Genomic DNA, 13,618 nt, shown 5'->3' with positions numbered 1-13,618 from the left:
TCCGTGGCGTCCGCGGCCGGTTCCGTGTTCCGCCGCGCGGTCTGCTCACTCACGCCTTCTGCTCCTCCTTCGGCACCTCGGGCGGCCGGTCGAACTCGTCGGTGACCGCCGGCTGGACGTCCCCGTCGCCGCCGGTCCAGCGCACCAGCAGGTCGCCGAGCGCGGTCTCCTGGTCCAGCTCGACGGCCTTCTCCCGGTAAAGCTCCAGCAGGGCGAGGAAGCGGGCGACGACGGTCAGGGTGTCCTCGGTGTCCTGGACCAGCACGCGGAAGCTGGCCTCTCCCAGTTCCTTCAGGCGGGCGACGACGATCCCGGCCTGCTCCTGCACGCTGACCAGGGGCGCGTGGATGTGCTCGACGTACACCTGCGGCTTGGGCTTCGGCTGCATCGCCTTGACGGCGAGCCTGGCGAAGCCTTCGGGGCCGATGCTGATGACGACCTCGGGCAGCAGCTCGGCGTGGTGCGGCTCCAGGCCGACGGTACGGGGGTAGCGGCGGGCCTCGGCGTCGAGGCGCTCGTTGAAGATGTCCGCGATCCGCTTGTACGCGCGGTACTGGAGCAGGCGGGCGAAGAGCAGGTCGCGGGCTTCGAGCAGGGCCAGGTCGGCCTCGTCCTCGACTTCGGCGGCGGGCAGCAGCCGGGCCGCCTTGAGGTCGAGCAGGGTCGCCGCGACCACCAGGAACTCGGTGGTCTGGTCGAGGTCCCAGTCCGGCCCCATCGCCCGGATGTGCGCCATGAACTCGTCGGTCACCTTCGACAGCGCGACCTCGGTGACGTCCAGCTTGTGCTTGGAGATCAGCTGGAGGAGCAGGTCGAACGGTCCCTCGAAGTTGGCGAGCCGCACCTTGAACACACCGTCGCCGTGCTCCGGCTCCAGGGGCTCCGGCTCCCCCTGCGGTTCCGTCTCCGCCGGGGCGGCGGGCGCTCGCGGAGGAGTCCCGGGCCGGGGGGCGGCCGGGGTCCGCGACGGCTCGGGGCCCGCGGGGGGCACCACCGCGCCCCCCGGAGCCGGTACGGCCAGGCGGCCGGAGCGCCCGGCCTCCAGCACGACGGACGTCTCCGGTACGGCCGACGCCTCAGGTACTGCGGGCGCCTCCGGCAGAGCGTGCGCCTCCCGTACGGCGGAAACCTCAGGTACGGCCGACACCACCGGCAGGACGGACGTCTCCGGTACGGCGGAAGCCTCAGGCCCGGCGGAAGCCTCAGGTACGGCCGACACCACTGGCAGGGCGGACGTCTCCGGTACGGCGGAAGCCGACGGCCCGGCGGAAGCCTGCGCGTCGGCGGGAGCCTGCGCGTCGGCGGAAGCCGGCGGGTCGGCGTCCGCGAGCGGTTCCCCGGTGACCGGCGGAGCCACCCGCTCCCCGGGGCCCCTGCCCAGCGCACGCCGGCGGCCGGCACGCGGGCCGCTGCCGGGGGTGGGAGCGTCGTTCGAGGTCATGGCCCCCGCAGGCTACCGCTACCGACCGCGCAGCCGTCGTACGAGGATGCTGGCGTCCCCGCGGCTCTCCAGGTCGGCGAGGACCACGGCGACCGCTTCGCGGACGATGCGGCCGCGGTCGACGGCCAGGCCGTGCTCGCCCCGGAGCACCAGGCGGGCGTGCTCCAGGTCCATCAGCTCCTCGGCGGAGACGTACACGGTGATCTTCTCGTCGTGACGCTCCCGCCCGCTGGGGCGGCGTGCGGCGGCCCTGCCGCGCTTGCGTGACCGGTCGCCGCCCTGGGCGGCAGAACCTTCCTGCGCCGCCGTTCCCGGGTCGGAGCCCCGTGCGGAGCGCTCCGTGCCCCGGGTGCGCGACTCGCCCGCCGGACCCGGTTCCGCGTCCGCCGCGGCGTGCTCCGCGCCCTCGCCGTCACCGCCCTGTGCGGGCACCGACTGCGGTGCGTCCTCGGCGGCGGCCTGGTCGCTCTCCCCCGCCGGGGCCGGCACCCGGGCCTCGCCGCCCGCCGGTCGCCGCGGGGTGGACGCCTGGAGCGCCGTTCCCCCTGTCGTACGGAAGAGTTCGTCGGCCCCCGGCAGACTCACTCGGCGTGACACCGGGCGAGCACCTCCCTGGCGAGCTGGCGGTAGGCGGCGGCACCGACGGAGTTGGACGCGTACGTGGTAATCGGCTCACCGGCGACCGTGGTCTCCGGGAAGCGGACCGTGCGCCCGATGACCGTGTGGTAGACGTGGTCGTCGAACGCCTCGACGACCCGCGCGAGCACCTCACGGCTGTGCACCGTGCGCGAGTCGTACATCGTGGCGAGGATGCCGTCGAGCTCCAGGTCGGGGTTGAGCCGCTCCTGGACCTTCTCGATCGTCTCGGTCAGCAGCGCCACCCCGCGCAGCGCGAAGAACTCGCACTCCAGCGGCACGATCACCTTGTGCGCGGCGGTCAGCGCGTTGACCGTGAGCAGGCCCAGCGAGGGCTGGCAGTCGATCACGATGTAGTCGTAGTCGTCCATCAGCGGCTTGAGCGCCCGCTGCAGCGTGGACTCGCGCGCGACCTCGCTCACCAGCTGCACCTCGGCCGCCGACAGGTCGATGTTGCTGGGCAGCAGGTCCATGTTGGGGACCGCGGTCTTCAGCAGCACCTCGTCGGCCGCCATGCCCCGCTCCATGAGCAGGTTGTAGACGGTGAGGTCGAGCTCCATCGGGTTGACGCCGAGTCCGACCGACAGCGCGCCCTGCGGGTCGAAGTCGACGAGCAGCACCCGGCGCCCGTACTCGGCGAGCGCGGCACCCAGGTTGATGGTCGACGTGGTCTTGCCGACGCCGCCCTTCTGGTTGCACATCGCGATGATCTTGGCGGGGCCGTGCTCGGTCAGCGGGCCGGGGATCGGGAAGTACGGCAGCGGGCGTCCGGTCGGGCCGATGCGCTCACGGCGCTGGCGGGCCGCGTCGGGCGCGAGCGTGGCGGCGTACTCGGGATCCGGCTCGTACTCCGCGTCCGGGTCGTAGAAGTGCCCCTCGGGCAGTTCGTCGTAGTCGGCGAAGTGGTTGCGGGGCGCGCCACTTCCGTCGCCGGCCATGGCGTTCACGTGTTGGCCATCCATACTCATGTGTGCTGTCCGAGTTGCCTGCGGACTCTGGTGGTCGGCTGCGGAGGTGCGTACAGCTACGGAGCCGACAGCCTCGAGTTGCCCGGGACCGTGGGTTCGTGCCGGCATTCCTGGTTGACCACCCCCGGGAGTAAATGTCGACTCATTCACAAGTCGTCTTACCTCCTTGGTGACCAGGGAACTTCTAGACAGGTCAGCGTGGCACCATGCCGACGTTCGGCGACTCTATGGCGTGTCGGCCGTCCGCAGCAACACAATCCGCCGGACCCGGCCCGATGTGTCGGCAATGAAACATCCCTCTGTCAAGGGCGTACGACCGTCGCACAGCAGGTTTCACCGGTGCGCGAATCGGTTGAAGCGTTACGTTCGAGGCGAGTTGACCGAGAATCGCAAAGTGACCATACACACACCCGGCCGGACCTTGTCGGGCAAGGTCCGGCCGGGTGTGCGGGGTTGACGACGACTGTTGACGTATCGCCTTTCCCGGTTGATGACTTAGCCGACTTACCGGTCGCGCGGGGCGGCCGGGCCGGCGGGCCGGGCAGGTCAGGCGAGCAGCGAGGCCAGCTCGACGTGCTCCAGGCCGTGCGCCTCGGCGACCTCCTTGTAAACGACCTTGCCGTCATGGGTGTTGAGGCCCTTGGCCAGCGCGGCATCGCGCCGCAGCGCCTCGGCCCAGCCACGGTTGGCGAGCTCCACGATGTACGGCAGCGTGGCGTTGGTCAGCGCGTAGGTGGAGGTGTTGGGCACCGCGCCGGGCATGTTGGCGACGCAGTAGAAGACCGAGTTGTGGACCGGGAAGGTCGGCTCGGCGTGGGTGGTCGGGTGGGAGTCCTCGAAGCAGCCGCCCTGGTCGATCGCGATGTCGACAAGGACACTCCCGGGCTTCATCCGGGACACCAGCTCGTTGGTGACCAGCTTCGGGGCCTTGGCGCCCGGGATCAGCACGGCGCCGATCACGAGGTCGGCCTCCAGGCAGGCCTTCTCCAGCTCGAAGGCGTTGGAGACGACGGTCTGGATCTTCGTGCCGAAGATCTTGTCGGCTTCCTTGAGCTTGTTGATGTCCTTGTCGAGCAGGGTCACGTGGAAGCCCATGCCGATGGCGATCTGCGCGGCGTTCCAGCCGGAGACGCCGCCGCCGATGACGACGGCCCGTCCCGCGAGCACACCGGGGACCCCGCCCGGGAGCACACCGCGGCCGCCGTTGGCCGCCATCAGGTGGTAGGCGCCGACCTGGGGGGCCAGCCGGCCCGCGACCTCGGACATCGGGGCCAGCAGCGGCAGGGCGCGGCTGGGCAGCTCGACGGTCTCGTAGGCGATGGCGGTGGTGCCGGACTCGATGAGGGCGTCCGTGCACTCCTTGGACGCGGCCAGGTGCAGGTAGGTGAAGAGCGTCTGGTCCTTGCGCAGGCGGTGGTACTCCTCCGCGATCGGCTCCTTGACCTTCAGGAGCAGGTCCGCGGTGGCCCAGACCTCGTCGGCGGTGTCGAGGATCCGCGCACCGGCCGCGACGTACTCCTCGTTGGGGATCGAGGAGCCGACGCCGGCGTCGCGCTCGACGACGACCTGGTGACCGTGGCGCACCAGCTCGTGCACGCCGGCGGGGGTGATGGCCACCCGGAACTCGTTGTTCTTGACCTCGCGGGGGATGCCGACCTTCACGTGGATCACGGTCCTTGGCTCAGAGAATGGGCTATTACAAGGCATACCCACTCAAGCGCGGGCACACCGGGAGAGACCGCAGGAGAACGTGCGGCACAGCCAGTCTAATGAAGGCGTTCTCTCTGTCTAGCCTTTCAAAGCATTAATCTTCAGACTCTGCGCTGCGGATTTCGCAGGCGTCTGCGGGATCCTCCCTCAGCATCCGTTCGGCCGCCCCCCGTTCCAGGCCCGCCGCGGTGGGGTCGCCGAGCCGGTCGAGCGTGTCGGCGAGCCGCAGGTGGAGAGCGGCCTGGAGCCGTACGTCCTCGGCCCGGCGGGCCCAGTCGACGGCCTCCCGGCAGGTGCGCAGCGACTCCTCGGGGCGCCCTGCGTACTCCTGGACCCGGGCCAGCTCGGACAGCGCCCGCGCGTGCGCGGCCACGTCGCCGGTCCTGCGGTACCCGGAGACGGCCGCCCGCCAGGACCGCACCGCCTCGCCGTAGCGTCCGGCGTAGGTGTGGGCGGTGGCGACCCGGCCCCAGACGCGGGCGGCGTCGGCGCGCTCGTCCCGGGCGAGGCGCTGGGCGAGGGCCCGGCCGAACCAGTCGGCGGCGCGGTCGTAGTCCCCGAGCTCCAGATGGGCGCCGCCCACGGATTCCATCGCGCGGCCGGTCGCGTACGGGTCGTTCGCCTCGCGTCCGGCGTCCAGCGCGGCCCGGTAGCGCACCAGGGCTTCGGCGGTGCGGCCGGTGCGGGCGTCCAGGTCGGCCAGGTTCAGCAGGGCCGCCGCCTTCTCCCGGGGCAGCTCACGGCGCTCGGCCACGTCGAGCACGAGACGGTGGATGCCGTACAGGTCGGGGGCGGCCGCCCGGGTGCCGAAGTGGGCCACCATCGCCCGCACGAGCTGGGACATCAGGCGGCGGGCGAGGGTGTCCAGCTCCCCGTCGGCGACCGCGAGGCGGGCCGCGGCGAGCAGGGCGGGGCGCCGGGAGCGCAGCCAGTCCGCGGCCGCCCCGGGGTGCGGGAAGCGCAGGTCGCGCGGCGTGGCGAGGAGCTTCTCGCGGGCCTGCGGGCTGTCGGTCTCGGTGACCGCCCGGCAGGACTGCAGCAGCCGCACCGTCCGCTCCAGCATCCGGGCGCGGGCCAGCTGGAGCTCGGCGGGCCGGTCGTGCTTGCGCGCGAGGCGGCCCAGCCGGTCGTGCAGGCACCCGGGGACCTCGTACGCGGGCAGCGGCGAGTCGACGGCCCGCAGCAGACCGAGGGCGGCGAAGTCGTCCAGGGTGGCGCGGGCGCCGCTCACGGAGCAGCCGGCGAGCGCGGAGGCGGTGTGCGGGTCGACCAGGCCGGCCGGGGCGAGGGACAGCAGCCGCAGCATCCGGGCGGCGGTGCTGGGCAGGGACGCGTACACGAGCCGGAAGACGCGGCCGATCGCGTCCGCCTCCTCGTGCTCGGCGTGCAGGTGCTTGGCGAGGTCGGCGACGGCCGACTGGGGGCGGGCCGCGAGCCAGCCGCCGGCCAGGGTCAGCGCGGCGGGCTGCGCCTGGCACAGCTCGACCAGTTGCTCGGCGGCCCGGGGGTCGACGGTGACGCGGACCGAGCCGGTGTGGCGGGACAGCAGCTCCACGGCCGACTTGGTGTCGAGTCCGCCCAGCGTGCACGGGCGGACGTCCGAGATGCCGGTCAGCGGCCCCTCGGCCACGGCGACGGCCAGGCAGCCCGGGGTGTCCGGCAGCAGCGCGTCGACCTGTTCGGCGTCCGCGACGGCGTCGAGCAGGAGCAGGGCCCTGCGCTCGGCGAGCGCGGTGCGCAGGGCCTCGGTGAGGTCGTCCTCGTCGGCCCCGGGCGGCGCGGTGCGGTCCAGCTCGGCGAGCAGGTCCCGGGCGAGGCGGTCGACGGGCACCCGGGTGCCGTCCGGCTCGCTCAGCCGGGCCCGCAGCACCCCGTCCGGGTAGTCGTCCGCGACCTGGGCGGCCAGTTCCTCGGCGAGCGCGGTGCGCCCCGAGCCGGGCCGGCCGGCGATGAGCAGGACGCGCGCGCGAGGGGCCTTGCGGCCGGAGAGGGTGTCGAGGCCCGCGCGCTCGATGTCGGCGCGCAGCTCCTTCAACTCGCGGGTGCGGCCCAGGAACCCGCGCCCCTCAGCAGGCTCCTGAGACAGTCGTACGCCGTCCGTGTCCACCGCCTGATCCGTCACGGGCCACACTCCCGATCCCACCGCACGCCGGTGCCCGCCGGAAGCCCGGTTCGGGCGTTTCCGAGCCTAGTTCACGCTCTGCGACGTTCCCGGCGGAGCGCGGCGGACGGATCCCCCGATCGGATCAACCGATCGTCACACCGGTCAGCGACGGTTCAGGCACCGCTCAGGCCTCGAAGGGGCGGGCCGGCCACGGTGCCCCGGCCGGGCGGAGCGCGTCGAGGCCGTCGCCCTGCTGCGCCGCGACCAGCGACAGCACGCCCACGACCAGGCAGTTGTTGTGCAGCTCCCCCGCCAGCACGCCCCGGACCAGGTCCGCGACGGGCACCCGCTCCAGCTCCATGTCGGCCTCTTCGTCCTCGACCTCGAAGCGCTCGCCCGCGGCCTCCGACAGGTCCCGGGCCAGGAAGATCCGTACGGCCTCGTCGCAGCCGCCGGGGGTGGTGTAGACGTCGGTCAGCACCCGCCAGTCCTCGGCCTTGACGTGCGCCTCCTCGTACAGTTCGCGCTGCGCGGCGTGCAGCGGGTTCTCGCCGGGGACGTCGAGCAGGCCGGCCGGGATCTCCCACAGCCGCTCCCGCACGGGGTGCCGGTACTGGCGGATGACCAGCACCCGGCCCTCGCCGTCCAGGGCGAGGACGGCCACGGAACCGGGGTGGACCTGGTAGTCGCGGGAGGTCACGGAGCCGTCGGGCATGACCACGTCGTCCGTGCGCACCGAAGTCTTCTTGCCCCGGAAGGGCGTCCGGCTGCCCCGGATCTCCCACTCCTCGGGGACGTCCTTGATCGTGCTGCCCGTCATCGGTGACCTGCCCTTCCAGACGTACGCGAAAGCCGGGGCCCGCGCCGTTGAGTGCGCGTGCCCCGGCCAACCGTACAACTGGTGTGTTACTTCGACGTCTTCCGCTCGACCGCGGCCTTGACCAGCCCGGCGAAGAGCGGGTGCGGACGGGTCGGCCTGGAGCGCAGCTCCGGGTGGGCCTGGGTGGCCACCAGGTAGGGGTGCACCTCGCGCGGGTACTCGACGTACTCGACGAGCTTGCCGTCCGGGGAGGTGCCCGAGAAGACGATGCCGGCCTTCTTCTCCAGCTCCGCGCGGTAGGCGTTGTTCACCTCGTAGCGGTGGCGGTGCCGCTCCTCGACGTACTCCTTGCCGTCGTAGACCTCGCGCACGATCGAGCCCTCGGCCAGCTTCGCCGGGTACATGCCCAGCCGCATGGTGCCGCCCAGGTCGCCCTCGCCGGCCACGATGTCCAGCTGCTCGGCCATGGTGGAGATGACCGGGTGGGCGGTGGCGGGGTCGAACTCGGTGGAGTTGGCGTCCCCGACGCCCGCCAGGTTGCGGGCGGCCTCGACCACGATGCACTGCAGGCCCAGGCAGAGGCCGAGCAGCGGGATCTTGTTCTCGCGGGCGTACTCGATCGCGCCGACCTTGCCGGTCACACCGCGCTCGCCGAAGCCGCCCGGGATGCAGATCGCGTCGACGTCGCCGAGCTGCGCCTTGGCGCCGGCCGGGGTCTTGCAGTCGTCGGACGTGACCCATTTGATCTTGACGCGGGCCCGGTTGGCGAAGCCGCCGGCCCGCAGCGCCTCGGTGACCGAGAGGTAGGCGTCGGGCAGGTCGATGTACTTGCCGACCAGGGCCATGACGATCTCGTGCTCGGGCTTGTGCACGCGGTCGAGCAGGTCGTCCCAGGTCGTCCAGTCCACGTCGCGGAAGGGCAGGTCCAGCTTGCGGACCACGTAGGCGTCCAGGCCCTCGGTGTGGACGACCTTGGGGATGTCGTAGATGGAGCGGGCGTCGGGGCAGGCCACCACGGCGGCCTCGTCGACGTCGCACATCAGCGAGATCTTGCGCTTGATCGCGGTGGGCACCTCGCGGTCGCAGCGCAGCACGATCGCGTCCGGCTGGATACCGATGTTGCGCAGGGCGGCGACGCTGTGCTGGGTCGGCTTGGTCTTCAGCTCGCCCGACGGGCCGATGTAGGGCAGCAGCGAGATGTGGACGACGAACACGTTGTCGCGGCCGACCTCGTGCCGGACCTGGCGGACGGTCTCCAGGAACGGCAGCGACTCGATGTCGCCGACGGTGCCGCCGACCTCGGTGATCACGACGTCGACCTCGTCCGTCGCCATGCGGCGGATGCGGTGCTTGATCTCGTTGGTGATGTGCGGGATGACCTGCACGGTGTCGCCCAGGTACTCGCCGCGCCGCTCCTTGGCGATCACGGCCGAGTACACCTGGCCGGTGGTCACGTTGGCGGTGCCGTCCAGGTCGCGGTCGAGGAAGCGCTCGTAGTGGCCGATGTCCAGGTCGGTCTCGGCCCCGTCGTTGGTGACGAAGACCTCACCGTGCTGGAAGGGGTTCATCGTGCCGGGGTCGACGTTGAGGTACGGGTCGAGCTTCTGCATCACGACGCGCAGGCCCCGGGCCTTGAGCAGCATGCCGAGGCTGGAGGCGGTCAGCCCCTTGCCCAGCGAGGAGGCGACACCCCCGGTGACGAAGATGTGCTTGGTCGTCGAGGATTTGGGCGGCATGGCCAAGAGGGGGCTCCCGTGGTCGCGGTCTGGGGTGCGGTGCGTTCGTCCTCCGCCCCGGTCGTACCGGGGGTCGGCGGCGGCGCCGTCGCTGCGGTTCCGGGGTTCTTCTCCCACCGGTCCACGGGCTACCAGCGTAACAGCGCCTCGGGGCGATGGCTTCCGGCCACCCTCCGCGTACGGCCGGACACGCAGGTGGGACGGTCACAGTTTCCTCACCGCACGGTCACTCGTTCGGCGGACCCGGGTTGCCCGGAGCGGCACACAGATCATCTACGTGCGTCGTATCCTGCTCGGACGTTCGCTGCCGAGCAGGCCCGGCGACACGGCACCACCCCTCGCCGGTCGGCAACCGGACCACGGGAGCTCGTCAGTTCGCTGCGCAACAATGGTTGTCCGGGGTACCACGTTTGGCTTCACGGCCGGACGGCTGCTTTGCTTCATGGCTCAATGAGGCATGACACGCGGGGCACCCGTCCCTCGGAACACATCCCCCGAAGCACATCCCCGACCCATTCCTCTGACCCCACCCTTGACCGCTGACCGTATTAGCGACCGCCCCCACGCGGGGTGACGTGGCCGTTCGACTGGAGTTGCACGTGGCCGGGCGCATCGAAGACTACGCACTCATCGGAGACATGCAGACCGCTGCCCTGGTCTGCCGGGACGGCACAGTCGACTGGCTGTGCCTGCCCCGCTTCGACTCGCATGCCATCTTCGCCGGCCTGCTGGGCACCGGGGAGCACGGCTTCTGGCGGCTCGGCCCCGCCTATGCCCCCGGCGCCGAGCCGCCCACCTCGGCCCGGCGGACCTACCGCGGCGACTCGCTGATCCTGGAGTCCGAGTGGGACACCCCGCGCGGCACCGTGCGCGTGATCGATTTCATGCCGCCGCGCGACGGCGCGCCGCAGCTGATCCGGATCGTGGAGGGCGTCTCCGGCCGGGTGCCGATGCGCTCGGAGCTGCGGATGCGGTTCAGCTACGGCCGGGTGGTGCCCTGGGTGCACAAGCAGGAGGGCCGCACGGTGGCCGTCGCGGGCCCGGACTCCGTGTGGTTCGACACCGAGGCGGAGACCTACGGCAAGGCGCTGACCACGTACGCGGACTTCACGGTCGCCCCGGGTGACCGGATCGCGTTCACGATCTCGTGGGAGCCCTCGCACAAGGAGCCGCCGGCGCTTCCGGAGCCGGAGCAGTCGCTGGTGGCCACCGAGGACTTCTGGCGCGACTGGGTCGAGCACTGTACGTACCACGGTCCCTACCGGGAGGCCGTGGTCCGCTCCCTGATCACGCTGAAGGCCCTGACGTACGCCCCCACCGGCGGCATCGTCGCCGCGCCCACCACCTCCCTGCCGGAGGACATCGGCGGCGTCCGCAACTGGGACTACCGCTACACGTGGCTGCGCGACGCCGCGATCACGCTGTCGTCGCTGCTGCGCACCGGCTACCGGGAGGAGGCCCGCGCCTGGCGCGAGTGGCTGCTGCGCGCGGTCGCGGGCGACCCGGAGAACCTGCAGATCATGTACGGCATCGCCGGTGAGCGGGAGCTGGGCGAGGCGGAGCTGGACTGGCTGCCGGGCTACGAGAACTCCACCCCGGTCCGGGTGGGCAACGGCGCGGCCCACCAGCTCCAGCTGGACGTCTACGGCGAGGTGACCGAGGCCCTGCACCTGGGCCACATGACGGGCCTGGCCCGCAACGACTACGCCTCGGTGCTCCAGCTCAAGCTGATCCGCTACCTGGAGTCCCACTGGCACGAGCCGGACGAGGGCATCTGGGAGGTGCGCGGCCCGCGCCGCCACTTCGTGCACTCCAAGGTGATGGCCTGGGTCGCCGTCGACCGCACCATCAAGCTGATCGAGTCCGGCGACGCCGACGGCCCGCTGGAGCGCTGGAAGCAGCTGCGTGACGACATCCACCGGGACGTGTGCGAGAAGGGCTACGACAAGGAACGCAACACCTTCACGCAGTCCTACGGCTCGCAGGCGCTGGACGCCTCGCTGCTGCTGATCCCGCAGATGGGCTTTCTGCCGCCGGACGACAAGCGGGTCATCGGCACCATCGAGGCCATCCAGCGCGAGCTGTCCACCTCGGACGGTTTCATCCTGCGCTACCCGACGGACGGCGAGGCGGAGGGCGTCGACGGCCTGCCGGGCGACGAGGGCGCGTTCCTGGCCTGCTCGTTCTGGATGGCGGACGACCTGGCGATGATCGGCCGGGTGGACGAGGCGAGGAAGCTCTTCGAGAAGCTGCTGTCCCTGCGCAACGACCTCGGTCTGCTCGCCGAGGAGTGGGACCCCCGCCTGCAGCGCCAGGTCGGCAACTTCCCGCAGGCCTTCAGCCACGTGCCCCTGATCGACACCGCCCTCAGGCTGACGGCCAGCGGCGCCTACGGCGGCTGAACACCCGGCATCACCGACCGCCCCGGCCGCACCCGCCCGTGCGACCGGGGCGGCCTGCCGCGCCGGCGGTGACCGCATCTCCCCGGGGGCACCGGGTGGATGTCCCGGACGGCCGCGCCGGGTAGCGTCCGGCTCATGGACAGCGGCATGAACAGCGGATTCGACACCCAGGGCGCCGGGATCACGGTGCGGCGGGCACTGGAGCTGCCCGGGCTGCGCAGTGGTCTGCCGGAGATCCTCGCGGGCGTCGACCGGCTGCACCGCACGGTGCGCTGGGTGCACGCCGGTGAGGTGCCCAACATCGCCTCGCTCCTCAAGGGCGGAGAGCTGCTGCTGACCACGGGGTACGGCCTGGGCACCCGCCCCGCCGAGCAGCGGGCGTTCGTCCGCACGCTGGCCGAGCGGGGCATCGCGGCCCTCGTGATGGAGCTGGGGCCGCGCTTCGCCCGGCTGCCGGCCGCCTTGGTCGACACGGCCCGCGCGGCCGGTCTGCCGCTGGTCCAGCTGCATCGCGAGGTGCCGTTCGTGACGGTCACCGAGGAGATCCACACCGAGATCGTCAACGGTCACTACGCGCTGCTCCAGCGGGCCGAGGAGGTGCACCGCCGCTGCACCGAGGCCCTGCTGGGCGGCGGCGGGGTGCCCCAGGTGCTGGGGATCCTGGCCGACTTCGCCGGCAACCCGGTCTTCCTCGAGACCACCGACGGCCGCCTGCTGTACGCCGCCGGTTCCGGGCCCGAGGGCGCCGATCCCCTCCAGGTCTGGGAAGGGCTGCGGGGCCCGCACAAGGACGCGCCGCCTCCGGCGGGCTCGGTCCTGGTGGACGTGCCCGGCGGCGGGCCCGGTGCCGGGTCGGTCCGGGCCCGCCTCGTGCTGCTGCCGGTGCGGTCCCCGCTGGCGCCGGTGCACCGGATGGCGGCGGAGCGGGCGGCCGGCATCCTCGCCGTGGTGCTGATGCAGGCGCGGCAGGAGGAGGAGCTGGCGGCGCGCGGGCGGGGCGACTTCCTCACCGACCTCGCCGAGGGCCGGATCACCGCCGAGGACGCGCCGGCGCAGGCCCGGGTCCTGGGCTTCAAGCCGGGCTCGGGACCGCTGCTGCCGGTGGTGATGCGGCTCGGCGACGCCCTGTCCCCGGCGGGCGGCGGCTGGGCGGTGCTGGCGCGCGCGGTCGCCGAGGAGCTGGCGTCGGTGGGGGTTCCGGTGCTGCTGGGCGTACGTCCGGTGGAGGGCCGGGTGCCGCTGCTGCTGGGGCTGCGCGCGGAGTCCGAGCGGACGACCGTCGCGGACCGGGTCGCGGCTGCGCTGCGGACGGGCGCGGAGCGGGCCGGGATGCAGCGTCCGGGGGCGCAGCCGCCGGTGGTGGTCGTCGGGGTGTCCGGCGGCTGGGCGGCGGCGTCGGCGGGTCTCAGGCACGCGGCGGAGACGGCGACCGCGGCGCAGGGCCTGACCGGCCGACTCTGGTACGACGCCCGGCGCCTGGACATCGACCTGCTGCTGTGGCGGTTGCGCGACCACCCGGACCTGGCGGCGTTCGTCGACCGGGCGATCGGGCCGCTGCGTGAGCACGACGACCGCTCGAAGCCACCCCTGCTGCCCACGCTCCAGACGTACTTGGCGCACGCCGGGCGCAAGGCGGAGACGGCGCGGGAACTCCATCTGAACCGGCAGACGCTCTACAACCGGCTGGCCCGGATCGGGGAGTTGCTCGGCACGGACCTCGACGACCCGCAGACCGTGCTGGCGTTGAGCCTCGCCCTGCGCGCCCGCCGCCACGTGCCGTAGCCGCGGCCCGGCCCTCGCC

9 protein-coding genes are annotated in these 13,618 nt (G+C 72.4%); 2 read left to right on the top strand and 7 right to left on the bottom strand.

What is annotated here, in order from left to right; translation table 11 throughout:
- Positions 1-49 precede the first annotated feature (49 nt).
- The 7 genes from ACIBCJ_RS30265 to ACIBCJ_RS30235 all read right to left on the bottom strand — a co-directional run bounded on the left by ACIBCJ_RS30265 (position 50) and on the right by ACIBCJ_RS30235 (position 9,415).
- The gene (locus tag ACIBCJ_RS30265; protein ID WP_399283819.1) at positions 50-1,441 is read right to left on the bottom strand and encodes a segregation/condensation protein A; all 1,392 of its coding nucleotides are present in this window, start codon (positions 1,439-1,441) and stop codon (positions 50-52) included.
- An 18-nt stretch (positions 1,442-1,459) separates the two neighbouring features.
- Positions 1,460-2,038, bottom strand: coding sequence for a hypothetical protein (locus tag ACIBCJ_RS30260; protein WP_362107358.1), 579 nt, complete (start codon positions 2,036-2,038; stop codon positions 1,460-1,462).
- Positions 2,023-3,153 (bottom strand): ParA family protein, encoded by a 1,131-nt coding sequence (locus ACIBCJ_RS30255; protein ID WP_166661864.1) that lies wholly within the window; start codon positions 3,151-3,153, stop codon positions 2,023-2,025. The genes ACIBCJ_RS30260 and ACIBCJ_RS30255 overlap by 16 nt, the downstream gene beginning before the upstream one ends.
- Positions 3,154-3,591: 438 nt before the next feature.
- Entirely contained in the window at positions 3,592-4,716 is a 1,125-nt protein-coding gene (gene ald, locus ACIBCJ_RS30250) for an alanine dehydrogenase (RefSeq protein WP_362107363.1), read from the bottom strand.
- A 133-nt stretch (positions 4,717-4,849) separates the two neighbouring features.
- The gene (locus tag ACIBCJ_RS30245; RefSeq protein ID WP_365980662.1) at positions 4,850-6,877 is read right to left on the bottom strand and encodes a tetratricopeptide repeat protein; all 2,028 of its coding nucleotides are present in this window, start codon (positions 6,875-6,877) and stop codon (positions 4,850-4,852) included.
- 166 nt (positions 6,878-7,043) lie between these two features.
- Positions 7,044-7,679: an NUDIX hydrolase gene (locus ACIBCJ_RS30240; RefSeq protein ID WP_133887894.1), complete on the bottom strand. Its 636-nt coding sequence runs from the start codon at positions 7,677-7,679 to the stop codon at positions 7,044-7,046.
- An 86-nt stretch (positions 7,680-7,765) separates the two neighbouring features.
- Complete coding sequence (locus ACIBCJ_RS30235; protein WP_362107369.1) at positions 7,766-9,415, bottom strand: CTP synthase; 1,650 nt, start codon at positions 9,413-9,415, stop codon at positions 7,766-7,768.
- Between the two features lie 575 nt (positions 9,416-9,990).
- Between ACIBCJ_RS30235 and ACIBCJ_RS30230 the strand changes: the two genes are divergently transcribed.
- The gene (locus ACIBCJ_RS30230) at positions 9,991-11,817 is read left to right on the top strand and encodes a glycoside hydrolase family 15 protein (protein WP_362107372.1); all 1,827 of its coding nucleotides are present in this window, start codon (positions 9,991-9,993) and stop codon (positions 11,815-11,817) included.
- Between the two features lie 135 nt (positions 11,818-11,952).
- A complete protein-coding gene (locus ACIBCJ_RS30225; protein ID WP_365980663.1) occupies positions 11,953-13,599 on the top strand; it encodes a PucR family transcriptional regulator in 1,647 nt (548 codons plus the stop codon).
- The last annotated feature ends 19 nt before the right edge of the window (positions 13,600-13,618 follow it).

This window comes from Streptomyces sp. NPDC051136, assembly GCF_044455745.1.
Classification (GTDB): domain Bacteria; phylum Actinomycetota; class Actinomycetes; order Streptomycetales; family Streptomycetaceae; genus Streptomyces.
The sequence above is the reverse complement of the archived record's forward strand: the minus strand, read 5'-3'. Positions and strand labels throughout refer to the sequence as shown.